Below are 25,083 nucleotides of genomic sequence, written 5' to 3'. Positions count from 1 at the left end.
AGTCATTGATCCTCCATTTGCGCAGCCTTGATTCTCGGATCGACAATGCCGTAAATGATTTCGATCAGGAAATTCGCCAGCAGGACGGTGACCGCGATCAACAGCGTACAGCCGGAGATGAGCGGGTAGTCCAGCTGCCGGATCGCCGTAAACAGCCAAGTGCCGATGCCGGGATAGCTGAATACGATTTCGCAAATGAGCGAACCGCCGACCATCGTGCCGATCGATAAGGCGAGGCCGGTAATTTGCGGCAGCATCGCATTTTTAAACACGTACTTGGCGATTTTCGAATCGCGGATGCCGAGCAGCTTGCTGTACAGCACATAGTCGGAATTCAATTCATAAATCGACATCTCCCTCATGCCGATCGCCTGCCCGCCGATGGTTACGAGCACAATCGAGAGGAACGGCAGCGTATGATGCCTGATGACGGAAAGGATGAAATCCATGCTCAGGTTCGGAATCATCTGGTAATCGTACCCTCCGGACGGCGGAAACCAATGCAAGTGAAGCGCAAAGACGAACAGCATAATAATCGCCAAAGTAAAAAAAGGAATCGAATTAATAAATAAAGCGACCGGAAAAATCACTTTGTCCAGAACGCCCTTTTTGTAAGCCGCTACGGCGCCGAGCATGTTGCCCAGCAGCCACCCGACCAATATGGCGGGCAGTTGGAGCGCAACCGTCCACGGAATGGCGGAAGCCAAAATGTCCGTCACTTTTTTCGGATACAGGCCGAAGGACGTACCCAGGTTGCCTGTCAGCAAGTTTTTGACGTAGATGGCAAATTGCGTGCCGAGCGGCTTATCGACGCCGAATTCGGTCATGAACGTTTCGTACACTTTTTTGATCGTATCGCTGTCGGTCATGCCCTGGGTCACTTGCGAGACGATGCTGCTGACAGGGTTTCCCTGAATCAGTCTCGGCAAAATGAAATTTAAGGCGACCGCTATGACGAGCGTAAGCAGATACCAGAACAACTTTTTGACAAAATATTTGGCATAGGCATTCAAAGCTTGAGCACCTCCTGCTTGAGCTTTTCGGACAAAAAGAAGCCTATACAGGACAAATCCGCTTCTCCCATACAGGCCCCTTTCCGGTTAGTTATGAATTTGATACAGCGCTCTGACGCCGGCCCCGTCCATGGCGATCTGCGGAGGAATGTTGCTTCCGTCGCCGTCCACAGGGAACCCTTTCCAAACAGTTTCGTTTACGGTATGAAATACCCATGGTCTGTACATCAGCGGCACGGACGGAACGTCGGTCAGCCACATTGTGGTAAGGTCCGTATACAGATTTTTAAGCTGCGCCCCGTCGGATAGGGTCGGGATTTTATCGATAATTTCGTCCGCCTTGTCGTTTTTGTACCGGCCCCAGTTCCAGAACGCCATTTCGCCGATCGGCGCAACGCCCTTGGAGTACATAATCGTCCGCGCCCTGTTCCATGGCTGGCTCGGGCTGACTCCGCCGGCCGGGGTGTTCATAATGATATCGAACTTGCCTGTCTGATAATCGTTGGTCCATACCGGCGCCTCGGGGAATTTCGTTCTGATTTCGATGCCGATCGCCTTGGCGCTTTGCGCCACGATTTCCAGCGCGGCGTTCCAATCGGACCACCCGTACGGACATTCGATGTCGTAAGGCCCGAGCCTTGTGCCGTTCAGCACGCGGATGCCGTCGGCGCCTTTCTTTGCGCCGATTTTGTCGAGCAGCTCGTTCGCGCCTTTGACGTCCGTCGTCCACTGCAGCGGCTTGATGGCGGCCTGATCGACATACTTGGCTTCGGCGTCGGTGGCCAGCGTCAGCGAAGGCTGCATGGCCGCCGAATATCCGCTCATGGCGAGATCGGATATTTTTTTGTAGTCGATGCTCATCGCGAGCGCCCGCCGGACATCGGCATTATCAAGCCCTTTTTTCGACAAATTGAAGAAAATGGACGGCATCGAGCCCGGCAAATAGTAAGGGGCGTCCTTCAAATACGTTTTGATGGGAGCGCCGTTCTTCCACATGTTCCATACCTGCGGAGTGAACTGCTGGGATACGTCGACCTGGCCGTTCTTGAAAGCAAGGTCGCCTGCGGCATTATCCTTGTAAATGATATGCGCGATATATTTGGGCGCGGGAAGCTTGCCGAACAGCGATTTGCCCCAATAGTTGTCATCCCGGCTGACGACAATTTTTTGGTCGTTGTAAAAATACATTTTGTACGGACCCGTTCCTACCGGATCGGCATTGACTTCCTTGCGGATCGCGGCCAGGTCGTTGCCCGCCTTCTTCTCCACCTCTTCCCATACATGCTTCGGAAGCATGGGGATCATTTCGATACTTTCGAGCACCGTAAGCTTGTTCGGATTCGATTTGCTCAGTTTGATGTTGACCGCATTCGCTCCGTCGGCGGATACATCCTCTATATAAGCCCAGTAACTGCTCCAGTTAATGTCATATTTTTTCGCCAGCTTGTAAGTGTAGACGACATCGTCCGCCGTAAAAGGCTTGCCGTCGCTCCATTTCGCATCCTTATTCAGATCGATTTTTAAAGTCATGTCGTCGGTCCAGGCGTATTTGGAGCCGAGCAGCGGTTCCATTTTGCCATCCAACTGGTTGATCATGAACAAAGTCTCGTAAATCAATTCCCGGGAATTTCCGTAGTTGATCGGAAAAGCCGGGTTGCCGCTGAGCAGGTTGAAGTTGGTGGGAGCCCCCCACTGCAAACCGTTGACGTAAAGCGTCTCGTTTCTCGGCGTTTCCTTGGCGTCGCCCGTCCCTGCTTGCTGTGCCGCCGTCGGCTGCGGGGTTGCGGTCCGGGCGGTTTCTTGCCCCACTGTCGGACTGGGCTGCTGACTCGCGGTGGTAGGCGGCGGTGTGGTGCATCCTGTGAACATGACTGCCGCCATGGTAAGCGCAGCAATCGGGCTGCCGGCATGTTTAAACTTCATGTATGCCCCTCCATTCATGTAATTTCATATGAAAACTTGGAAAAGTTCCCATATGGTATATGCAAGGTCGGACGCAGGGCGCCTTCCCTTTCATATCACACGTTGTAAGCGATTACATTTTCTCTTATATAATAAACCCATCCAAACGATTGGGCTGTTTCGCATACGTGAAAAAGAATGACATGAATGGAGCCAACCGGCCGGCATGCAAATGGCAGCGCTCTCACATTAATATTGTATTCAGCGTTTTCGGGTAAATAACAACAACTGTTATTTTTTTGTCGCAGTTGAATTTGCCGCATCGCCCGCCGCATAGAATATAGCGAGGTGATTCGATCATGCCCAAATACCGCATCATTATCGACCTTCCCAGCTTCCGGCTCTATCTCCTGGATGGCGATACGGTAGTCAAATCTTATCCGATCGGCATAGGCAAAATGCTCACGCAAACGCCGACCGGGCACTTTACCATTATCAATAAAGTACCGAACCCCGGAGGCCCGTTCGGAGCGTTCTGGATGGGGCTCAGCAAGCCCCACTACGGCATTCACGGCACGAACGATCCTTCCTCGATCGGACGGCACGTTTCGCACGGCTGCATCCGGCTGCACAACCATGACGTGCTCGAATTAGCCAGGCTTGTCCCGCTTCATACCGGGGTGACGATTCGCTCTTAAGCGGTTCCTTCATTCTAAAACCGAGAATGATTCGATCTAATATTTATTTTGATTTCCATGCGCTATTTTTACTAGACTATAATGGCACAATTCCAACTACTTTGCGAAGAAGGAACCGACATGCCTTATCTTAGATTCAAAGGTTTTGACAAACATTTTTTATCCGATATTTCCCAAGAAATCGTGGAAACGTTCGCGGAAACGGCCCATCTCCTTCATGAAAAAGTGAAAGTCGAGCTGCTTCAGGCGGAGCTGATTGCCAACTCGCCCCTTTCGCTGGAAATATTGATGTTTCCGCGGGAACAGGAGATGCACGATACAATCGCTCGGGACATGCACGCGCTGCTCTGCCGGTACGGATTCAGCCAGGTGCATATATTTTTCATCCTGCTGTCCCCCGCTCTTTACTACAAAGAAGGGCTCCCTTTGCAAAATGCCCAGAACCCCCCGCGTCAAAGGCAAGAGCCGCAATCCGCCCGTCTGCACGAAGAAAACCTGCAAAAATACATGAATTTGCGTCCTTGATCGGCGGCCGCGAACAATTCCTGCAAAAGTGCAGGCTTTTCAGCAAATACATGGACTCAAGATCACTTTCAGCGAAAATTCCTGCACTTTTGCAGGTTTTCTCCCTGTCAGGCTGCTTCCTGCCCAGCTGCGAAGTTCTGCGGCCTACACCGGGAGCAAGTTTTACCAGCGGGAGGTGGACTGGAGTCCATGTTTTGCACTTCGCAAAAAAAGAGCCAGTCACCACCTCCTGGTGACCGGCCCTTTTTTCAAATGGACATTTCGGCGGCGTCGCTGAAACTGGATACGATATTCAGAAGCTCCTCGCGCACCCGTTCGTATTTCGCCGATTCCGTCCATGTATGAATTTGGTGGAAATGATCCGAAGTTTCCAGCGCCGTAATGATATAAGTGATCGAATATCCGTCCACTTTTCCCTGCAGCACAAATTGATAACCGTCATTACCGTTTACGGTGACGGGATAAGGACGCTCCTTCATGCGGGCTCCGTCCAACTGCTTCATCATGTGCCGCTCGACCAAATTTTCGAAATCCTCGACCGTCATATCCTCATCGAAATCGTCTTTGGATTCCGACATGACCAACAAATATTTTTCCGAATAGCGGTTGGAAATGGCGATATCTGCGTCCTCGTTCAAGCTTTTGTCGGCTGTCCAGCCGGAAGGGGCCGAGACGTGAAACTGCCTGTCGCTGCTGTAAAACATTTTCAATTTGCCGCTCTCCGCACCTATTGCATACAGGCCCCAGACCGCGGAAACCAATGCTACCAGCAGCATACCGGATAAAAAGACGATCATAGCCGTCGTTTTGCCCTGCACCTCCTGCTCCAAATCTCGCGTCCTGACGACGTATGTATTCGCAGCCATATCGCCCAGCCGCTGCTTCTTCTGCGAAGCCAGGACGCTGATCCCTGCGGGAAGGCCGCCTATGAAGAAGGGATTGACTTCAAACAGGCGAAGCAAGGTCCTGAGCAGCGATTTGACAAACCCGGGGGCTCTCCCCTCCTGATTCACGACGCGAATGCGCAGCGCGAACTTGCCGAACGTGTAGCCCGAATATCCTTCAAGAAACAAGTAATAAAACAAACAGCATAAAGTAAAGACCCCGAATGCCGTATAATAGGCGTCTTCTCCGTAATAATGCCGGATAATGAACGGTATCCCGAGCAGGCAAAGTCCGATTACAGCGTCCAGGACCGTCGCGGCCCATCTTCGAAAAAAAATCGACGCCCCGTACTTCGAACATATCTCTTTCATATCGGGCGGCGGCGCCGGCTCGGTAAAATCGTTCATCGTCTCGGAATAAGGGAAAACCGGCGGATAAGAGTTCAACATGTACACCCCGTTAGTAAGATAAATACTACTACATTTAAACAGCGTTCGGGGCGCTTGTCAACGGCCGTTACTCCGATACCGTGAAAGCGGCTGCTTTCCACGGCAGTTCATTTCTCCGCCGCTCTATCGCTCCGGATTCCGCCAGCGCCAGCCTTGGGCAGCTCAATAAAAAACGAAAAATACCCGTCCTGATGGTTCAGCCCCATGCGCCCTCCGTGCGAGCCTACGATGTAATTCCCGATCGAGAGACCCAGCCCCGCCCCGGACGGCATATCCTTCACATTGCGCGAGGGCTCGACTTTGTAAAGCCGCTCGAATAAAAGCTGCTCCTGTTCCTCGGTCACCGGGACGCCGGAATTTTCCACGGCGAGAACGACCTTTTGCTCCTCTTCGTTGAGGCGAACGGTAATTTCTCCCGGTTTGTTGGAAAACTTAAGCGCATTCATCAACAGGTTGTCGATCGCCCGCACCAATTTTTCGGCGTCCACAGGGGCAAATACCGGCTTTTGCTCCCAGATCTTGCGGATCGTCAGCTCATGCTCCTGGGCAATCGGCTCGAATTCAATAATAATTTGCTCCAGCAAACCGCTCAGGTCGATCGTTTCGAACGAAAAGCTCACGTTCCCGCTCGTCAGGCGGGTATACTCGAACAAATCGTCGATCAGCTTTTTCAGCTGCTGCGTTTTGTTGTATGCGTTGTTTATGTATCGTTTGTGCTCGTCAAGATCTTTGTAATCGTCGTTTTTAAGCAAATTCAAATATCCGATAATGCTCGTCAGCGGCGTGCGCAAATCATGCGATACATTCGTAATCAGCTCCATTTTCGACACTTCAATCTGCCTCTCCCTGTTCATCATGATTTGCAGTTGTTCCGCCATAAAATTGATGTTTTGCGCCACAAAGCCAAGCTCGTCCTGGGTGGACAGCGGCACCCGGTAATCGAGGTTCCCTTTGGCGATATACATAAGGCCGTCGGCAAGCGTCCGCAAATAGCGGGCGATAGGACGCGTAAAAAAGAAAAAGAAAACCAGGAACAATATAAAAAGAACCAATAAAGTGCCGACGGGGCCCGTTACTATTTTTACCGCATGATCCAAAACCGACGATAAGGCTACGGCAATGACAAAGCTCAGAAATGCGGCCAAAAACATGCGGACCCGGATGTTTTTTTTCCAATTCAGAGTCGAAAGCAGGTCTCTATTCAACCTTATATCCCACTCCCCATACGGTTTTGATGTACTGCGGCTCACGCGGGTTGTCTTCGATTTTTTCGCGGATTTTCCGGATGTGGACCATCACCGTGTTATCCGATGCGAGCTTATCCTCTTTCCACACCTTCCGGTAAATGTGCTCCACGTTGAACACGCGCCCGCGATTGGTCGCGAGCAGCTCCAAAATCTGGAATTCGATCGGGGTGAGCGTAATTTCTTTGCCCCGCACGGAAACCATGTGGCGGTTTTTATTAATAATCAGATCGCCGATTTCAATGACGGTTTCATCGACTGTCCTGTCTGCCGCGGCGCTGGTGAAAGTTTGTCTGCGCAGCTGCGCCTTGACCCTTGCGATCAGCTCCAGCGGGTTAAACGGCTTGGCCAGGTAATCGTCGGCCCCCGTCGTGAGCCCGGTAATTTTGTCGATATCTTCGCCTTTCGCCGACAGCATAATGATGGGCACCTTCGTAATTTCCCGAATCTTGAGGCAGGTCTTGATTCCGTCCATGACCGGCATCATAACGTCGAGGATGATCAAATCGACCGTTTCCACGCTCAACAGTTCCAAAGCCTGGACACCGTCTTCAGCCTGAAACACCTGAAAGCCTTCATTTTGCATATAAATACGGATTACATCCCGAATCTCGGGATCGTCGTCAGTCACTAACACTTTTGAGCTCAAATCGAACTCCTCCTTCTCCGTATCCAATAAATGACAGCAATAAGCAGAATCGGCAGCCACAGGAAGCGCAATCCGTATTGATAAATGAGCGTGCCGATTTCCTGGGTATGGTCGCCGACATAACGGCCGAGCGTAAAGAAAAGGAGCGTCCAGACGAAGCCCGTCGTGTAGGAAAATAGGGCGTAGCGTCTAAACGACATTTTGTTCAGACCGACCGCATAAGGCATCACATGCCGGACTACCGGAAAAAAGTAGCCGATGCATAAGGCGAAGCTGCCGTATTTTTGCACCAGCTTTTCGGAAATTTCAAGCTGCTTGGCGAAGCGGTTTTTGCGCCTCAGCCGATCCAGTACCGACACTCCCATGAACCGGCCCAGCACGTAGCCTAGCGACAAACCGGACACTACGCCCAGGTAAGTGACGATGAAAGCCGGCAGCGGATGCAGCAGCGTACTGCCGGCTGCGGCTCCTCCCGTCATCACCACGACTTCATCGGGAATAGGCATTCCGACGATGCCGAGCCATAAGGCGAAGAACAGCGCCGCATAGCCGTAATGCTGAATAAACGTCAGCAGGGTCTCATAGCTCATGGACTGCATTCTCCCTTTCCTTCCCATCTCCTTCAACAGGTTTGGAAATAGCCGGATTTTCTCTTTTCCTGCACACATATACGAACGCCGGAGGGAGATTGAAAGGAACGAAATGGACTTGCTCGATGTCAAAATGCTCGCCAAGCTGCTTTCTCATCTGCTGCGAGTACTGGAAAGCGATGAACATGCCGCCCGGTTTCAACGAGGCTATGATTTGCTCCATAAGCCGATCGCGCAGCTGCTGCGGAAAGTTAAAAAACGGAAGGCCGCTCAAAATGCAATCCAGTTGCTCGATACCTTCTTTCAGCAGCACCAGGTCAAGCTCACAGGCATCGGGATAGCAGGACGATTCGGGAAATTGCCTGGCCAGTTGGGCGCGGAGAATGGGATCTTTTTCAAACAAAAGAATTTTCGTCTCATCGTCTCTCGCCATTTCCAAATATTTGGTAATCGCTCCCGTACCCGCTCCCAGCTCGGCTGCGTACCGGACGCGGCTCCAGGAAACGGCCTCGATCATCTTTTTCGCCAAAAACACGGAGCTCGGCGTTACACTGCCGATTTGCCCCGGAGCCTGGGAAAATTTATATAAAAACAACAGCTTTTCTTGAAGCGCCTTGATCATGAAGATGCTCCCTTCCTTTTCCTGATATCTTTTATAATAGCCGCCAATTCTTCAGAACGGGTTGATGATATTCTAAAGGATTTCTGAACATTTTGAAAGAAATGCGTCCAAGTCATATGACCGAAGTCATGTCAGAAAATGCCTTTCTTCATCTATTCATTTGGTAATGCTACTTTATAATGGAAAATGGAGCATACAAGATCGAGTGGAATTGAAGGGAGTAAAATAAATGATTTTTCTTACAAAATGGTCCTTCGGCAATAAAGCGGCCATCCTGTTTCTCGTCATTATGGCGCTGGCCATGGGGTTCATGAGCTACAGATCGCTGCCCATGGAATTTCTGCCTCAGGCCGATAATCCGCAGGTGTCGATTACCGTAATCGGGCAAGGCTACGATGCCAAATCGATGGAAAGCCTTGTCACCAAACCGATCGAAGATGCCGTCATGCTCGTTAAAGGAAAAAAGGACATGTTCTCCACATCGGGGGAAGGGTTCGCCAAAATCGATCTGAACTTCGAATCCAAGACCAACATGAAGGATGCCAAAACCGAAGTTCAAGAGGCGCTTGCGCAAGTGACGCTGCCTGACCGCGTATCGAAGCCGAACGTGCTGCAGCTCAACACGTCGATGATTCCGGTTTCGCAGATTTCCATTGCATTCCAGGACGGCTTGACCGAGGAAAATGTGGAAACGGCGGAAAAGAAAATTATTCCCGAGCTGCAAAAAATAAATGGCGCCGGCAGCGTTATTCTTTACGGCAAAACGTCGCCGATCGTCCTGATCAAAACGGACCCGGATAAACTTACGATGTACAACCTGACTTCGCAAGATGTGGCAACCGTACTGCAAGGACGCAACATCTCCGCTGCCGTCGGCGAAAAAACGATCGCAGGGCAAGCCGGCAACATCAAAGTCAGCACAAGCATCGAAGATCTGAAGACGCTGCAAGATTTAAAAGTAACGTCTGATATCACTTTGAAAGACATATCTACCATAGAACTCAAGGATTCCAAAGACAGCGTCAGCCGCTTGAACGGAAAAGACGTGCTATATGCCATCGTCTCGAAAGCGGCCAGCGCGAATGCGGTGACGCTAGCCCATGACGTGCAAAACACCGTGGACCGTATGAACAAGGATATACCTAAAGCGGAGCTCGCCGTCTTCTACAGCTCCTCCGACATGGTCGTCACTTCGGTGAACAGCATGCTGCGGGAAGTGTTGATGGGCGCGTTGTTCGCAACGGTCGTCATCCTGCTGTTCCTGCGGAATGTCCGGGCAACGCTGATCACCATCGTCTCGATCCCGCTCTCGCTCGGAATTACGCTTTACCTGCTGCAAATTTCCGGCGTCACGCTCAACATCATTACACTGGGCGGCGTTGCCGTCGCCGTAGGGCGGCTCGTGGACGACAGTATCGTCGTCATCGAGAACATTTACCGCAAGCTGGAGAAAGAGAAATTTTCGATCGGCATGATCATCGAAGCGACGAAAGAAGTTTCGACGGCTATCACTTCCTCGACGATTACGACCGTCGCCGTGTTCATGCCGATGGGACTTTTGAAGGGCTCTCTGCAGGCGTTTTTGCTTCCTTTTGCCCTGACCGTGACATATTCCCTGCTCGCTTCGCTCATTGTCGCCTTAACCGTAGTGCCGCTGCTCAGCTCGGTGCTGCTGAAAAACAACAAAATGAAAGAGCATCCGCCTTCACAGCGGTTCGTCGGCTTTTTAAAATGGAATTTAAATCATAAATGGGTGCCGATCGTCGTCTCGATCGTGCTTTTTGTCGGATCGATCGCCACTTATATGATGATGCCGAAAGGCGCGCTGGATTCGTCCGACTCCACCTTTGCGAGCGTTACCCTCACGTACCCGAGCGACACGCCGTCCAGCAAAGTGCTGGAAGAGGGCAGAAAGCTGGAGGCGTTCCTTATGCAGCAGCCGGAAGCCAAATACGTTTTGATGCAAAACGGCAACAGCGCGGACGCCGCCAAATGGGGGAACGTGACTTCGCCGTCCAAAGTGGATTATTCGATCGTCTTGAACAAAGACGTCAACGCCACTGCGTTTACCAATCGCATCAAGGAACAAAAAGACAATTATCCCGAAGCCAAGCTGGAAACCGGCAGCACAAGCTCCTCCGCCGTTTACGTCGACGTTATGGGCGAAGACTCCAAAATGGTCGAGGTCGCCGCCGCCGAGCTTATGGATAAAATGAAAACGGTGAGCGGCGTGCAGAAAGTGACCAGCAACCAGGAAGAGACCAAGCCTGTATTCTCCTTCAAGGTCGATCCTTCCAAGGCCAACACGCAGGAAGTCGGTGCGCAGCTGCAGTCGATGCTGAATGAAGTGGCGATCGGCCAAATCAAGCTGAAGGACCACGATACGATCGTGAAGATGGCCCCGGTTGTGGAGCCGAACAGCACGCTGGATCTTTCCCGAATTATGATCCGCACGACCAAAGGCAACGTCCAGGTATCCTCGGTCGCCAGAGTCGAAAAAACGAATGAAGCGAGCTCGCTGTTCCACAAAGACGGGAAGCCGTACATTCGCGTAACCGCGGAGGCCGAACCTGCCAAGCTGTCCTTCGTCGGCAACGACGTGCAGGCTCAAGTGAGCGCAATGCCCCAGTATGCCGGCATCACTATGAAGTTCGGCGGAGCTTCCGCCCAGCAAGCGGACGATTTTGCCGAGATCGGCAAGACGGCGCTCATCTCCATCGGCATCGTCTATCTGATTATGGTCATCACGTTCAAAACGTTCCGCTCGCCGCTGGCCATTATGACCTCGCTGCCGCTGGCGGCGATCGGTTCCGTGCTCGGGCTCGTCATCTCCCGCGTTACGCCGGATTTCACCGCGATGTTCGGCGCGCTGATGCTGATCGGCATTGTCGTCACCAATGCTATCGTGCTCATCGACCGGGTCATTCATAACGAGCAGCATATGACGATTCGCGATTCGCTGCTGGAAGCCGCTGCCACGCGGATGCGCCCGATTCTGATGACCGCTGTAGCTACAGTTTGCGCGATGCTGCCGCTCATCTTCGGCAAATCCGAAACGGGCAGCATCGTCTCCAAAAGCTTGGCGATCGTCGTCATCGGCGGTCTTAGCGCAGCCACCTTGCTGACGCTGATCATCATTCCGGTCGTCTACGAACTGTTCTTCTTCAGGAAATCGCGCAAACAGCGCAAAGAGGCCGATTCCGCCGCCGGCAGCATTCCGGCAGCCGGCCCGACCGTCGGCGCATAAGGTAGGGCGCCCCGCCCTTCGGCAATATAAAAGACGCCTCCATGGAGGCGTCTTCTACTGCGTTCGGGCGCGGGATCCGGCTGCGCGAGGTCTTTTGGCGCCCGAACCGGCTTGACTCGACGAACCCCCATCGGGCAGATCGCCCATAGTATGTGATATAACCTTAAGAGGGGCCCTAATTTGAGAGCATCCGCTTTTTCTGGGCGCGCGTCTCTCCCAGTGTTGGTCGCGGAGCTACACAACTGGGCAGGAGATAGCTTTGCAGGGAGAAAACCTGCGAAAGTGCAGTTTTTTTTCGGCGAAATCGGCCTATTTTGGTGAAAACCTGCAAATGTACAGGAATTTTCGCTGAAAGTGAATTTGAGTCCATGTGTTAAGTGAAAAACCTGCACTTTTGCAGGAATTCTTCATGACCAGCGATCAAGGACGCAAATTCATGTATTTTTGCAGGTTTTTTTCGTGCAGACAGGCAGATTACGGCTATCTCCTCTAATCGCGGGGGTTTTTCAACAGCCTGAAATGTGCAGGCTTTTTGGCTGTTGCATGAGCTCAGGTCCATTTTTAACGGGAATTCCTGCACACCTGCACAATCGCAGACCTTTCCTCAAAATGAGCCTCAAGCTCGAAAGAGGCTGTCCCTCAGTCATTATTCATGACTTTTGAGATAGCCACTATTTTGTGTTTTTGATCGATTAACGTCATCTTCGCGATTCTGATACAATTTGTATCATCAAACACACAAATTGGCCCTACTGCAATATTTTTCGAGCCATGGCGGCGAGGTCTTCGATGTCGATTTTGCCGTCATTGTTCAAATCGGCCTTCCGGTAATTCGCCCAATCCGGATCGGCGGACGTTTTGCCGTAGGCGGCTGCAACAATAGCCAGGTCGCCTATGGAATAGCGGCCGTCTCCGTTCGTATCGCCAGGCAGGGTGCGAACGACCGAGTCCAGGAACGATTGCAGCGCCGCATTCAGTGCGCTCAGCGCCTGTTCCACCTGCTGCTGCGTTGCCGAAGCGCTGTCGGCGACAGCCTGCGCCTGATGAATGGCCGCTTGCAGCGCCGCTTTGGAGCTTGCAGGATATTGGCCCGGACTTGAGCCTTCGCCGGCTGCGTCATGCTTATTCTGTGCGTCTGCGATCAGGGCATTCAACGCCGCTTTGTCGACAACGCTCAATTGAACCGTGTGCGACTTGCCCGCCAATTCGGTTTCCCGCCCGGTTTCATCGGCAAGCACAGCCTTCGTCAATGCGATCGTCGCCGAACCCTCCGGCGCATCGGCTTTCACTTGCCAGTGCAGCTTCAGCAGCTCGCCGCCAGGCTTAGGATCGGCTCCGATATTCGCAACGATCAGCCGGACTTGGCCGGGTTTCAGCGCTTGATCGACGACGACGATCTGCTCTTTCAAAGCGTCCGCCGATACGTATTCCACTTGACTCGGATCGAACGTAAAAGTTAAATCTTGCGCATATACGTTTTGCCGGATTTCGTTTAGACCGTAATTCAAATCAAACGACGCGCCCTTGACGGCCTGATCCGGCCCGTGCAGAACCGCTCCCGGCGAAGAAGGATTCGAATCCGCGGTTGAAAGCCGCAAAATAGTGACGGAATACGGATCTGCGCTGTACTCGAATTGAGGCCCCAATCCGGTCAACTGCCTTTCTTCCGGTACGATGCGCGTCGGCGCCTCGAACGTATTCTCGTCGTTCAGGCTGCCGGAGGTCAGCACGATAGCCCGGCCCTTTTCGCTGACATGCGCCGCTCCGTCAATCTTGATCTGCACCGGCTGTTCGCTGTCCGAGCTGTTCACGATTTTCATAATGATTTCTTTGCTGTCCTGATCCATACTTGTCACATCATACAGAGGCCCCGAATTCGGAGGATTGTCTTTCACGTCGAACAGCAGCGTTCCGTCCAGATAGCACCGGATGCGGTTGCCTGACACCTCGATCTTGATGTCGTACCAACGGTTCGTTTCGATCGAACCCGCTTTGGCGACGCCGATCAACGATTTGTTCCCGTCGGTCGCTTTTTCGATCGCATGCTGCGTATTTCCCCAGCCCCCCAAATTCAGCCAGTAAAAGTTGCCGCTGTCTTTAACGCCGAACATGACCAGGAAACCTTCATTGCCGCCGTTCTTCTTCGCTTTGAGCGTATACGTGTAGTTGCTCCAGCTCGACTCCCCGGCTGTGGAGCGGTCTCCTTCCCCGTTGCCGGCATTGCCGTAAGTCCCGTTCCGGACGCTCCAGGTTCCCCCGCTTGTCTTCCAGCTGCCGTTCGCCGCCGCAAAATTGTCGCTGAACAGGGTGCTGCCATTCTCGTTGCTCGTAACCGCGACGTCGTCAATTTCGGCCTGCGTTTTCCATGTAGCGAAGCCGATGCTTCCTGTTACGTCGTTGTTCGCAGCCTGACCGCCGCCCGTCAGCGTCGTCGGCAGCACGCGGTCGCCCTGATTGCCGGCAAACATGTTCTGCACATAGTAAGAGGGCGTTCCGTAAGAGCGCGAGCTGTCAAATACAATCGCGTCCGGGTTCCATGTGCGGTCGTTCGAATTAACCAAAAGCGGAGCATAGGAGGACATTCTGACGATATCCGAATTGCGCTCCATGCCTGTCATAAACGCAGCTTCCCCGAGCGCAGCGCCCAAGTTTCCTTTGCCTGCGCCTGTCGTTACCGCATATTCGCCGACATAAATTTTCGGGCCGCTGCGGTCGTAATTGTCATAGCGGTTGGAGTTGTCCATGAACCATTTTGACGTTTGATAGTAGTGCTCATCGACCCATTCCACAGGCAAACCGTTCAGGAAGGAATCGGCAATGGTTGTGATTTCCGGATATTTTTGTTTAATTGCGTTGTAGAAGAGCGGGTATCTTTGCAAATAGTCCGTCATCTGGAAGTTGTTCTCATTGCCGATCTCCACATATTTCAGATTGAATGGCTCAGGGTGCCCGTTCGCTGCGCGTTTGGCGCCCCATGTGCTGGTCACAGGGCCGTTGGCGTACTCGATCGCATCGAGGGCGTCTTGAATCCACGGCTGAATTTGATCGAGCGGCACGCTCTCTTTGTGCGATATGCCGACATTGGTCACATAAAGCGGCTCTGCACCCAACTTTTCGGCCCATACGAGAAACTCATGAAAACCGAGCCCGTCGGTCGATTGATAGCCCCACAAATTGTAATGGCCCGGCCTCTCCGAAATATCGCCGATCGTCGTCTTCCAGCGCAGCGCATTCGCGAGCACGTCTCCCTCCACGAAGCAGCCCCCTGGGAAACGGACGAATTTGGGGTTCATCTCCTCCACCTTGCTTGCCAGATCGGTTCTCAGACCGTTCGGCGTGTTTTTCCATGTCTGCGGGAACAAAGAAACGACGTCGAAATCGAGGCTTCCGGCATGGCTGGCTGTGATGGCCAATCTTGCCTTGGGATCCGTGCCGGTTGACATCAGTGTTACGCGGTACCGCTGCCAGCTTTCGGTCACTTGCTCGACGCTGCTTTCCGCATAAGTTTTGGTGCCGTCGGCGCTTTCAAGCCGAACGCTAAGCGGTCCGCTAAAATTCGCATCCCTTTTGGAGAAAAATGACAGTTCGTACCGCTCCCCGGCTTTAACGCCGATTCCCCAGTAGCCCGAATTCGCAATGCCGACACTTTCGCCGGTTCCGACGGAATCGATTTGCAGGCGAAGCGCCCTTTTCTGGGCCTGGTTCAACAGGCCGTCCGTAATAAGCAAGATCGTCCCGCCGGCGGTTCCGTTCTTAAGGAGCGACCAGTTCGCCGCATTCGAGGCATTGTCCTCGAAAGAACGGTTGGCGACAAGCTCGGCATAAATTCCGCCGTCGCCGGCATGGTTGATATCTTCAAAAAAGATGCCGTTCAAAGTCGGACTTATCTCGATGCCGGGATGAGCGGCATCGACCGTCAGCGTCTTGACGGAAGTTTGCGCAAGCACGCGGACATTGAACGACTTCGTAACGCTCGCCGATCCTTTCGCGATCGTCGCCGTCAGGACTGCGTTCTTATCCGCTTCTCCCCCGGCGGGACGGACAACGGTACCGTCAGCGCTTACCGTTTCCGGATGGCTCGAAGCCCAGCTGACCGTTACGCCCAGCCCCGCGGCTGTCGGCAGCTGCACATTTGCCTTGACTGCGCTCGTATCGCCGATTGTGAGCGACTGCTGCACGGCGTTTACAGCCTCGTTATCGGTTAAGCCGGAAACGCTGGACAAATCTTTGATTTCCAGGCCGCTCAGCGCCCGGTCATAGATGCGGAAATCGCCTATTTGTCCCGCGAAATAAGGGTCTGCGGCATACACGGACTTGCCGATCCAGTTGTTGGTCGTGCGGCCCAAATCCGACGGTTTTAAGTTCATGCTTGTATGTTGAGCAACCTCAATGCCGTTCTCGTAGATCGTTGCCGTACGGCCTTGCTGCACAAGAACCACATGATTCCAGACGTTCAAAGCCATATTCGCATTTTTACTGACTCTGTCCTCGTTGTTCAAGCCGCCGGTCGTAATGGCGAACCGAAGCCCGGCTTCAGCTGCATTCGGGGTCATAAACATGTTGCTGTCCTTGCTCGTGCCGATGTCGAAAATGCGTTGAAAGTTTTTGTTCTGATTCACTCTCACCCAGGCGGAAACGGTAAAATCGTTGACCTGCTGAAAAATGCCTTCCGGCAGGCTGACATAACCGTCCGTTCCGTTCAAGCTTAACGCGCCTCCGACAGGCCCGGTTCCTATCGAGGCTCCGCCATGCAGCGTCCCATCCCGCCCATGGTAGGTCGCATCGGTGACCGTCGATCCGTTCGTCTGATCGAACTTGTACCACAGGATTGGCCCCCCCTGCTCTAGCTGCTGCGGCTGGGGCTGCGCCGCCAGGGATGGGACCGGAATTGCCGTCAACAAACTGAAGATCATGCTGCTAATTATGAGCAGAGAAAAACTTCTTTTCACCATTATGTTCATTCCTTCCTCGAAAATTTGGAATGACAAGCATGTATTGAAAGCGCAATCATTTTTACCCGGACGCATGTGCCGTTACCTCAAAACCCGCATCATGCCGTCCGCAGCGGAAATACAGGCAGTTGCCTCCATCGCATCTCCCCTTCATTCTGAGATTCACCCTTGAAGGCGTACCCCCATTATAAGGCGAAGCAATATGGATAAAAATGGAATTATTTTAGAAAAAGTTATAATTATTTATTTTTTTTTGAAATATACGTATGTTTGCGGCCGCCCCCCTCGATGAACCCATTGGGCAGATCGCCCATAGTATGTGATATAACCTTTTTAAAGGAGCGTATCCTCATGTATCCTTATCCGTACGAGGGATTCCGATATCCCTCAGATCCGCGGGAGAGCTACCGGCCTTGGCCTGTTCGGACTTATCCCGCCGCCGATGCGGCCTATTCGGGATGGCAGCCCTATTATTCGGCAAGCATGCCGCCGGCATTTCCGGGCTGGATGCCCGATGAGCCGATGTTTCGCGCGGAGAAGGCCGCCCCATGCCTGAGCCAGGCGGAAGTCGAATTGCAAAGAAAGATGCGGCTGCTTTGGGAACAGCATATTACGTGGACGCGGCTTGCCATCGTCAGCATCGTCTTCGGCCTGCCGGATGCGAACGATACGATCGCTCGTCTCCTCCGCAACGCTCCGGATATGGGGAACTTGCTCAAGCCTTACTACGGCGACCAGGCGGGAGATACGTACGCAAACCTGATCAAAGAACATCTGGTTCTAGCGGCGGATCTCGTCAAAGCGGCGAAAGCCGGAGACCAAAAAGCGGTAAAAGCGAAAGAAAAAGCGTGGTATGCGAATGCGGACGAGATCGCCAAATTCCTGCATAGCATCAATCCTTACTTATCCGAAAAAGACGTGAAAAAAATGTTCTACGAGCATTTGGCGCTGACCAAAAACGAAGCGGTCACTATGCTGAACAAGGACTATAAGGCGAGCATCGACACCTATGACAAAATCGAGCAGGAAGCTTTGGACATGTCGGACGCCATCACGGACGGAATCGTTAAGCAGTTCGCTCTCTGAACCGGCTTGCTTGCGGATGAAAACTTTCCGCAGCTGCGCACTTTCCCGGGGTTCGGCCGGCGCACTGCTCGGCTGATCTCCGGCAAATGCAAGCCAGGTCAGCGGACAGGCAGGCGGAAAGAAAATACGACTCCCCGATCCGTGTTCGCGGCTCCGTATTCGCTTTGATGAAGCTCCAAAATATGTTTGACAATCGACAATCCCAATCCCGTTCCGCCGCTGTCGCGGTTTCTGGAGCGTTCTCCGCGGTAGAAGCGTTCCCATATTTGTCCGAGCTGATCTTCGGGAATCCGTTCCCCTTCATTTTCAATGAAAATGGCGGCTTGCCGGGCTTCGACTTCGACATGAACCCGAATCAAGCCGCCTTCCGCCGCATAGCGGATCGCATTGCCGAGCAGATTGAGAACGACCTGCTCGATTTTTTCCGGGTCCGCGAATACTTCGGTTTCCACGGCTCCGTCCGCAACGATTTCCAATTTGCGGTCGGCCAGAAGCTTAGCCAGCTTTTCCGCGGAATCCAGAATAAGACGATGGATGGAAAAGTATCTTTTTCTCAATTTAACCGTTTTGGATTCGAGCTTCGCCAACTCCAGCATGCTGGCGACCAATTTCTCCATTTTCTCGGCTTCGTCTTGAATGACCTCGATGTAACTCTCTCTTTTATTTTGCTTCACATTGTCACGCAATGCTTCCGCATATCCTTTAATGATGCTGATCGGCGTTTTCAATTCGTGCGACGCATCGGATACGAAATCTTTTTGCAACTGTTCCATGCGGTTTTTATACGCCATGTCCGCCACCAGCTTGCCGTTCGCCTGCTGCAGCTCAAATAGCGTCCGGTTCAAATTTTCCGATAACGTATTCAAGCTTTTGGATAAGCTGCCGATTTCATCATGACTGCGGATGGGGGATTTCGTTGAAAAATCCATGTTCGCCATGCGAACGGCAGTGCGGTTTAATGAAATAAGCGGCCGGGAAACCATTCTGGAAAAAAGGAAGGACAATACGGCGATCAGACACAATCCGCCGATTCCCAAATATAAATAATAAACTTTCAGCGCGCCGAATGACTCCGTGAGCTGTGTTAGCGGCGTAAGAACGAATACATATTCCCTGATTTTGCCGTCCGCCATAATAGGCCGTATAAATATAATATTGCTGACCCCGCTGACCGGTTCGGTCCACTCCGCATGAAACGCCTGTCCATTCTTCACATTATCCGCATATTTAGGCGGAATCGGCAGCCACTCTTTCAACGCAGCGGCCAAAATCCCTTCACGCTTGTTCCATTGTGCCGGTGCAGGCAGCAGCAGGTCCGTTATCGTACCGCTCACCTCTTGAGCTTGCCCCTCCGCAAGACCGTTAGGCAAGCTGCCGATTGCAGGCACGCCTTGTTTGGAGATCACATAGGGAGAGAACAGTTGATTGTTGATCTCCGAATAATAATTGCCTCGGACTGTAATCCGGTCCCCGCGCTTCAGGCCAAGCTCCGTCAAGCGCTCTATATCGGGGAAGAAGGAGACGGGAACTGCGACGGACAACCCTTGATCCGTCAGCAGGCGGATTCGAAACGGGTTGTCGTATTTGACATTGCCTTCAGCATCAAGAATGGCGACTTGCGCTCTATTTTGATTAATAAAACGGGCGATAACCGGCATCATTTCGCTTCGCGTCCAATTTTGGCGCGTGTACTGTTCTGTAAACTCCGCCACCTTCTGATCCAGTTCCTCGGCTCGTTGATGCTGATAAAATTTTTCAAAAAACCAGAACTGCCCCAAGATGACGACGGCAAAGAACATGACGAAAAACAAAAACGTCACGGCAAACAGCTTTGCTACAATCCCCTGTCCTTTCATTGAACTTCCCCGAATTTATAACCGGTTCGAAAAACAGTGGCGATATGCCGGGCATCCGCACCCAGCTTGCCGCGCAACTTTTTGATATAGGTGTCCACGACCCGCGGGTCGCCATAATAGTCGATCCCCCATACATGGTTAAGAATCGTTTCCCTGGACAAAGCGATATTCTCGTTTTTAATTAAAAACAAGAGAACGTCGTACTCTTTGGACGACAGATCGATGCTCTGCCCGTCGACGTGCACCGTGTGAGCCAAGTTATCAAGCTTGACTTTGCCGAATGAAACGATATGATCTTCATGACCGACGGTTCTTTCGACCCGTTTCATCAGCGTTTTCGCACGGGCCACAAGCACCTTCGGGCTGAACGGCTTGGTCACGTAATCGTCCGCCCCCAGCTCAAAACCGAGCAGCTTGTCCTCTTCATTCGATTTGGCGGTCAGCATAATGATGGGCACCGCAGACATTTGCCGGATGCGCTGGCATACGGACCATCCATCCAACTGGGGGATCATAATGTCAAGTATAACGAGATCGACCCGATGCTTGCCGAATTGTTCAAGCGCCTGGACGCCGTTCTGCGCCTCGTAAACATGCCATGAGGCCTCGCTAAAGTAATCGGCTACAATTTCGCGAATCCGCCTTTCATCTTCAATTATCAAAACAGTTCTCCGCACGCTTTCACCTCATTCATTTCTCTTGCGCCATCTATGTTAACATTAAAATTCATTTATTTTGAATCGATTCACACGAATTACACAACTCTAATGTATTATAACGATAATGATTATCAAAATCACCTTTTTTACGAAAACAATTTTAAAGGAGAGAAACAAGTTGAACCAGAAACACCCGCACCGCAGACATGCAAAAAAACAAGCTGTCACCCTAGCCTCCCTTATCGTCATTATGGCCGCTATCGTCAGCGCCTGCGGGACAAGCCCGAAGCCTGACGACAAGTCCGCCGTGCCTGCGGAAACAGCCAAGGCAGCAGCCGAATCCAAAGAGCTCGTCATGTATTCCGGACGCAAGGAGAAGCTGCTTGTTCCGATCATGGACGCTTTTGAGAAGAAAACCGGCATTAAAGTGAAAGCCCAGTTCGGCGCCTCCAATGAATTTGCCAACAAAATCAAGGAAGAAGCGGCGCATCCCGCAGCAGATGTCTATATATCGCTGGATGCGGGCATTATTGATTCCATGGGCAATAACGGCCTGCTTGAGCAAATGAGCGACGAGACGCTGAAACCGGTCGACCCTGCGTGGCATTCCTCCAAAAACTATTGGACCGGCCTGTCTTCGCGCTATCGGGTCATTTTATACAATAAGGATCTTGTCAAAGAAAGCGAGCTGCCTACCTCCGTTCTTGAGCTAAGCGACCCTAAATATAAAGACCAGCTGTTCATTACGCCAGGGTCCAATCAATCGCTGCAAGCTCAAGTGTCGGCAATCCGGCTTGTTAAAGGCGAAGATGCGGCAAAGTCGTTCCTGGACGGTCTGGTCAAAAATAACGTTTCCGTCTTGAGCAATCACGACGATATCCGCAAAGCTGTCGGAGCCGGCGAACGAAAGTTCGGCCTGATCAACAACTATTATTACTACCAGCAGTTGGACGAGAAAGACAACAACCATGTCGGGATCGTTTATCCGGACCAACAGGAAGGCCAAATGGGCATTGTCAACGATGTTGCCGCTATCGGCATCGTCAAAGGAGCTCAGCACAAAGACGCAGCCGAAAAGTTCGTGCAGTTTTTGCTGTCGAATGAAGGCCAGGCAATGTTTGCGGGCTTGAACAGCGAGGTTCCGATTGTGCAGGGCGTTCCGTTCAAGGAGCGGGGCAAACCTATGAGCGAGCTGAAATTCGCCAATGTCAAGCTGGAGCAGCTCGCCGCCGAGTTGGACAAAACCCGCAAGCTGATCGATTCGGTCGGAGGCTTGCCGATTAAATAGAAGGACGGTCATCACTTTGACACTGAGAATCCGCAATCGAAAGAGACCTTCTGCAAGTACTGCCGCTTTAGCTGTAGCGGCAGTACTTCTTATGCTTTTGCCGCTTGTTTTCGTTATCGTCCATGCATTATCGGCCAAGCTCGAACTGTGGGGCGAACTGAGCCGCCACCTTTTGCCGTTCTTGCTGTGGAACACCATTTCTTTGACCGTCTGCGTCACCCTGCTGTCGCTGGCGCTTGGCGTATCGCTGGCCTGGCTGGTCGCCCGCACGGATTTGCCCGGGCGCAAGGCGTGGCGCTGGCTTCTGGCGACGCCGATGGTCATCCCGATTTATGTTGGGGCATTTGCCTATATTTCTTTGTTGACGCCGGGAGGACTCGTGCCTAAATGGCTGAGCCGGTTGACGGGCGCTCCCGTCTATACGTTCAAGTACATTTCCGTATACCATTTTTGGGGCGTGTGGATCATTATGTCGATCTTCATGTTTCCGTATGTATATATGCTCGTGCTGGCTGCGCTGAATCGAATGAACGTCAGCCTGGAAGAAGCGGCGCGGGTGGGAGGCTATTCACCGGCACACGCTTTTTTCCGAATCATTCTGCCGATGCTTCGTCCGAGCGTGGCAAGCGGGGCGCTGCTCGTCAGCTTGTACGTAATGTCCGACTTTGGCGCTGTCGGCATGCTGCGCTACAGCACGTTCACCTACGCGATCTTCGATCAGCTGAACCGCGGCTCGGACCGTTCCGGGGCGGCCGTGCTCAGCCTCGTGCTGACGCTCATGACCTTGCTTGTGATCGGACTGGAATGGGGCAGCCGCAAACGGGTCCGATACTTCCAGACAGGCGCCTCGACAAAAGACGTCAAACTTATTCCGCTCGGGAAATGGAAGCCGGCCGCTCTGCTGTATGTGATTTTCATTGTTTTCATCGCTGCCGCCCTCCCGTTGGGCATGTTGGTATTTTGGACGGTGCAGGCACTGCAAACGAACATGATAGGCTTTAAAACGCTGCAGTACGCCTGGAACAGCGTATCGGTCTCCGCCCTGTCGGCAACGGCCGCGACACTGCTCGCTTTTCCCGTCGCTTTCCTGCGCACCCAATATCCATCGCGTTCAAGCGAGCTGTTGTCCCGTCTTTCGTACGCCGGTTACGCGCTTCCCGGAACAGTGGTAGCTCTGGGCATCATCTTTTTCTTTAACCGTTATGTGCCTGTTTTGTACGGAACCGTTGCGCTTCTCGTTTTGGCTTATGTCATCCGCTTTCTACCGCAAGCGATGCAGTCGCAGGAAGCTTCCTTGCAGCAGCTCGCCCCGTCTCTGAATGAAGCATCCCGCGTAATGGGGCATACGCCGCTGCGGACACTGGCCAAAGTGACGCTGCCTCTTATCGCACCGGGGCTTGTCGCCGGCTGGTCGCTCGTTTTCGTCAATTCCATGAAGGAGCTTCCGGCTACTATGGTGCTTCGTCCCATCGGCTTTGAGACATTGGCTTTTCGCGTCTGGACGGAAGCTCAAGGCTATTACTTCATGGAAGCTTCACCGGTAGCGCTTATCCTCGTGATCCTATCGCTTATTTCTTTAAAATCGCTGCTGGGAACCAAAACAATGGGAGGATAACAACGTGACAGATCATGCATCAAAAGAAGTGATACGCATCCGTTCGCTTGCAAAAACTTATCCGGGCAGTTCCAAGCAAGCTTTATGCGGGATAGACCTGTCAGTCGGCGAAGGGGAAATTATTACGCTCCTTGGACCTAGCGGATGCGGAAAAACGACGGCTTTGCGTCTCGTTGCGGGTTTGGAAACTCCCGATGCAGGCGAGATTTACATTCAGGGCAGGCTCGTTTCCTCCGCCGAAACATCGCTTCCGCCGGAGAGCCGCGGTCTGGGGATGGTGTTTCAAAATTATGCGCTTTTCCCGCATATGACCGCTTATGACAATATTAGCTTTGCACTCTTCAAATTACCGAAAAAAGCCCGCCGCCAGCGCACTGAAGAAGTTCTGGAGCTGGTCGGGCTAACAGCTTTGGCCGGCCGCTACCCGCATGAACTGTCCGGCGGCCAGCAGCAGCGGGTTGCTTTGGCCCGCGCCCTGGCGGCGAAGCCTGCGGTCGTATTGCTGGACGAGCCGTTCTCCAATCTGGATGAAGAGCTGAAGAAAGGGCTGCGCAAAGAAGTGAAGCAAATTTTGAACCGGGAACGGGTCGCGGCCATTTTCGTCAGCCACGATCAGAAGGACGCGCTGCAGCTGTCGAATCAGATTTTGGTCATGAAAGACGGAGCGATTGAGCAAGCCGGGACGCCGCAGCAGGTGTTTCTCCGGCCGCGCACGGCGTTTGTCGCCTCTTTTCTTAGCGGAGCGTACACCTTGCCCGGACAGGCCGACATTGCGAACGGACTCGTGCAGACGGATATAGGCGCTTTCCCCTGCAGCGACATTCCCGACCGCGGCAGCAAGGCAACCGTTTGTTTGCGCCCGGAAAGTCTGACCCTGTGCGCCGAAGGAACGATACGGGGGATCGTCAAATCCGTCTCGTTCATGGGCCCGGTTCAGGAAATATCCGTTCATATTCAGGGCGTTCGGGATTTGCATGAAATCGTTGTGAACTGCGGTCTTCAAGAGGACGTAAAGCCAGGACAACATATCCGGCTGCAGCCGAATGCCGGGCATATCGTCGTCGTTTAAAGCCGCCCGGACGGCTCTGATACGAAAAAGCCCGGCCCCCTGCCGTTCGGTTCGGCGAAGGACCAGGCTTTTTGCTATTTAATCAGCAGATCGCCTTGCTTACCGCGGCTGAGCACCGCTGTCACTTTGTCGGTTAACTGACTGACCTTGTCATAGTCGGCGGAAATCGCGCCCTGCTCGTTTCGATCAAAGATTAGTCCATCGATTTCGCTTCCCGTCTCAAATAATTTCCGAAATGATTTTGGACACCGGCGCGTTCGACAACATGACGGGGAGACCCGTTGACAGACATGCTCCCCATCGTTTGGAAAACTTTCATCGAACCGCAAATTTGCTGCATTTTACCAAATTCTTCCTCACTGTAAAAGGCGCACGTGCCGTTCGTCACTTCTTTCGACGTCTCCACCGCAAAACGGACAGCGGATGCGCAGAAAACCTGCAAAAATACATCTTTTTTATTCCCCAATACGCTGAATCTGAGCAATTCCTGCAAATGTGCAGTTTTTTTCGCTAAATTTGGGGCTAAGACTGACCAAGCTACCGAAATGCCTGCACAATTGCAGGCATTTCTTCCAAACGAGCGGATTACTGAAAAATACCTGCACTTTTCAGGCTGTTGAGAAACCCCTGTTTGTTTACGAAAGCATAACGAATCATTTGGAAAAAAAGTATTTCAGGGGGGGAAATGAGGGTTTGAATGAGGTCTGTACCTCATCCTGCTTTCTTGGAGAGGT

General features: G+C 52.5%; 18 protein-coding genes. 7 read left to right on the top strand and 11 right to left on the bottom strand.

Annotated elements, in window-relative coordinates; all coding sequences use genetic code 11:
- Positions 1-2: 2 nt before the first annotated feature.
- Both AC3G2T_RS19305 and AC3G2T_RS19300 read right to left on the bottom strand, forming a co-directional pair.
- Complete coding sequence (locus AC3G2T_RS19305) at positions 3-1,013, bottom strand: ABC transporter permease (RefSeq protein WP_474685909.1); 1,011 nt, start codon at positions 1,011-1,013, stop codon at positions 3-5.
- Between the two features lie 87 nt (positions 1,014-1,100).
- A complete protein-coding gene (locus tag AC3G2T_RS19300) occupies positions 1,101-2,936 on the bottom strand; it encodes an ABC transporter substrate-binding protein (protein ID WP_474685907.1) in 1,836 nt (611 codons plus the stop codon).
- Between the two features lie 338 nt (positions 2,937-3,274).
- On the opposite strand from AC3G2T_RS19300, the gene AC3G2T_RS19295 reads away from it, so the two are divergent.
- Complete coding sequence (locus AC3G2T_RS19295; protein WP_474685905.1) at positions 3,275-3,613, top strand: L,D-transpeptidase; 339 nt, start codon at positions 3,275-3,277, stop codon at positions 3,611-3,613.
- 120 nt (positions 3,614-3,733) lie between these two features.
- A complete protein-coding gene (locus AC3G2T_RS19290) occupies positions 3,734-4,138 on the top strand; it encodes a DUF1904 family protein (protein ID WP_488436575.1) in 405 nt (134 codons plus the stop codon).
- Between the two features lie 248 nt (positions 4,139-4,386).
- Here AC3G2T_RS19290 and AC3G2T_RS19285 read toward each other — a convergent pair whose 3' ends face one another.
- The 5 genes from AC3G2T_RS19285 to AC3G2T_RS19265 all read right to left on the bottom strand — a co-directional run bounded on the left by AC3G2T_RS19285 (position 4,387) and on the right by AC3G2T_RS19265 (position 8,577).
- Positions 4,387-5,472, bottom strand: coding sequence for an RDD family protein (locus AC3G2T_RS19285; RefSeq protein ID WP_488436574.1), 1,086 nt, complete (start codon positions 5,470-5,472; stop codon positions 4,387-4,389).
- 107 nt (positions 5,473-5,579) lie between these two features.
- Complete coding sequence (locus AC3G2T_RS19280; RefSeq protein ID WP_488436573.1) at positions 5,580-6,677, bottom strand: HAMP domain-containing sensor histidine kinase; 1,098 nt, start codon at positions 6,675-6,677, stop codon at positions 5,580-5,582.
- A complete protein-coding gene (locus tag AC3G2T_RS19275; protein WP_474685897.1) occupies positions 6,670-7,365 on the bottom strand; it encodes a response regulator transcription factor in 696 nt (231 codons plus the stop codon). Before AC3G2T_RS19275 ends, AC3G2T_RS19280 begins: the two co-directional genes overlap by 8 nt.
- On the bottom strand, positions 7,362-7,955 hold the full coding sequence (locus tag AC3G2T_RS19270) for a DedA family protein (RefSeq protein ID WP_474685895.1): 594 nt from the start codon (positions 7,953-7,955) through the stop codon (positions 7,362-7,364). The genes AC3G2T_RS19275 and AC3G2T_RS19270 overlap by 4 nt, the downstream gene beginning before the upstream one ends.
- Positions 7,945-8,577, bottom strand: coding sequence for a class I SAM-dependent methyltransferase (locus tag AC3G2T_RS19265; protein WP_474685893.1), 633 nt, complete (start codon positions 8,575-8,577; stop codon positions 7,945-7,947). The genes AC3G2T_RS19270 and AC3G2T_RS19265 overlap by 11 nt, the downstream gene beginning before the upstream one ends.
- A gap of 229 nt (positions 8,578-8,806) precedes the next feature.
- Here AC3G2T_RS19265 and AC3G2T_RS19260 point away from each other — a divergent pair, with 229 nt between their 5' ends.
- Positions 8,807-11,824 (top strand): efflux RND transporter permease subunit, encoded by a 3,018-nt coding sequence (locus tag AC3G2T_RS19260; protein WP_488436572.1) that lies wholly within the window; start codon positions 8,807-8,809, stop codon positions 11,822-11,824.
- A 749-nt stretch (positions 11,825-12,573) separates the two neighbouring features.
- On the opposite strand, the gene AC3G2T_RS19255 is transcribed toward AC3G2T_RS19260, so the two are convergent.
- On the bottom strand, positions 12,574-16,776 hold the full coding sequence (locus AC3G2T_RS19255; protein ID WP_488436571.1) for a LamG-like jellyroll fold domain-containing protein: 4,203 nt from the start codon (positions 16,774-16,776) through the stop codon (positions 12,574-12,576).
- A 522-nt stretch (positions 16,777-17,298) separates the two neighbouring features.
- Here AC3G2T_RS19255 and AC3G2T_RS19250 point away from each other — a divergent pair.
- Complete coding sequence (locus AC3G2T_RS19250) at positions 17,299-17,862, top strand: acetylglutamate kinase (RefSeq protein WP_474685917.1); 564 nt, start codon at positions 17,299-17,301, stop codon at positions 17,860-17,862.
- A gap of 98 nt (positions 17,863-17,960) precedes the next feature.
- Here the strand turns inward: AC3G2T_RS19250 and AC3G2T_RS19245 are convergent, their stop codons facing one another.
- Complete coding sequence (locus AC3G2T_RS19245; protein WP_488436570.1) at positions 17,961-19,718, bottom strand: HAMP domain-containing sensor histidine kinase; 1,758 nt, start codon at positions 19,716-19,718, stop codon at positions 17,961-17,963.
- Positions 19,715-20,395 (bottom strand): response regulator transcription factor, encoded by a 681-nt coding sequence (locus AC3G2T_RS19240; RefSeq protein ID WP_488436569.1) that lies wholly within the window; start codon positions 20,393-20,395, stop codon positions 19,715-19,717. Before AC3G2T_RS19240 ends, AC3G2T_RS19245 begins: the two co-directional genes overlap by 4 nt.
- Before the next feature lie 160 nt (positions 20,396-20,555).
- On the opposite strand from AC3G2T_RS19240, the gene AC3G2T_RS19235 reads away from it, so the two are divergent.
- The 3 genes from AC3G2T_RS19235 to AC3G2T_RS19225 all read left to right on the top strand — a co-directional run bounded on the left by AC3G2T_RS19235 (position 20,556) and on the right by AC3G2T_RS19225 (position 24,349).
- A complete protein-coding gene (locus AC3G2T_RS19235) occupies positions 20,556-21,665 on the top strand; it encodes an extracellular solute-binding protein (protein ID WP_488436568.1) in 1,110 nt (369 codons plus the stop codon).
- A gap of 91 nt (positions 21,666-21,756) precedes the next feature.
- Positions 21,757-23,280, top strand: coding sequence for an ABC transporter permease (locus AC3G2T_RS19230; protein ID WP_488436567.1), 1,524 nt, complete (start codon positions 21,757-21,759; stop codon positions 23,278-23,280).
- 4 nt (positions 23,281-23,284) lie between these two features.
- On the top strand, positions 23,285-24,349 hold the full coding sequence (locus tag AC3G2T_RS19225) for an ABC transporter ATP-binding protein (protein ID WP_488436566.1): 1,065 nt from the start codon (positions 23,285-23,287) through the stop codon (positions 24,347-24,349).
- A 193-nt stretch (positions 24,350-24,542) separates the two neighbouring features.
- Here the strand turns inward: AC3G2T_RS19225 and AC3G2T_RS19220 are convergent, their stop codons facing one another.
- A complete protein-coding gene (locus AC3G2T_RS19220; protein WP_474685877.1) occupies positions 24,543-24,815 on the bottom strand; it encodes a DUF1177 family protein in 273 nt (90 codons plus the stop codon).
- Positions 24,816-25,083 lie beyond the last annotated feature (268 nt).

Source organism: Paenibacillus sp. sgz302191 (assembly GCF_057749925.1).
The sequence above is the reverse complement of the archived record's forward strand: the minus strand, read 5'-3'. Positions and strand labels throughout refer to the sequence as shown.

Excerpts from the sequence above, each read along its gene's own strand:
- AC3G2T_RS19255 (WP_488436571.1), bottom strand. The coding sequence starts at position 16,776 with ATGGTGAAAAGAAGTTTTTCTCTGCTCATAATTAGCAGCATGATCTTC.
- AC3G2T_RS19250 (WP_474685917.1), top strand. The coding sequence starts at position 17,299 with ATGTTTCGCGCGGAGAAGGCCGCCCCATGCCTGAGCCAGGCGGAAGTC.
- AC3G2T_RS19230 (WP_488436567.1), top strand. The coding sequence starts at position 21,757 with ATGCTTTTGCCGCTTGTTTTCGTTATCGTCCATGCATTATCGGCCAAG.
- AC3G2T_RS19245 (WP_488436570.1), bottom strand. The coding sequence starts at position 19,718 with ATGAAAGGACAGGGGATTGTAGCAAAGCTGTTTGCCGTGACGTTTTTG.
- AC3G2T_RS19270 (WP_474685895.1), bottom strand. The coding sequence starts at position 7,955 with ATGAGCTATGAGACCCTGCTGACGTTTATTCAGCATTACGGCTATGCG.
- AC3G2T_RS19300 (WP_474685907.1), bottom strand. The coding sequence starts at position 2,936 with ATGAAGTTTAAACATGCCGGCAGCCCGATTGCTGCGCTTACCATGGCG.
- AC3G2T_RS19285 (WP_488436574.1), bottom strand. The coding sequence starts at position 5,472 with ATGTTGAACTCTTATCCGCCGGTTTTCCCTTATTCCGAGACGATGAAC.
- AC3G2T_RS19260 (WP_488436572.1), top strand. The coding sequence starts at position 8,807 with ATGATTTTTCTTACAAAATGGTCCTTCGGCAATAAAGCGGCCATCCTG.
- AC3G2T_RS19265 (WP_474685893.1), bottom strand. The coding sequence starts at position 8,577 with ATGATCAAGGCGCTTCAAGAAAAGCTGTTGTTTTTATATAAATTTTCC.
- AC3G2T_RS19290 (WP_488436575.1), top strand. The coding sequence starts at position 3,734 with ATGCCTTATCTTAGATTCAAAGGTTTTGACAAACATTTTTTATCCGAT.
- AC3G2T_RS19295 (WP_474685905.1), top strand. The coding sequence starts at position 3,275 with ATGCCCAAATACCGCATCATTATCGACCTTCCCAGCTTCCGGCTCTAT.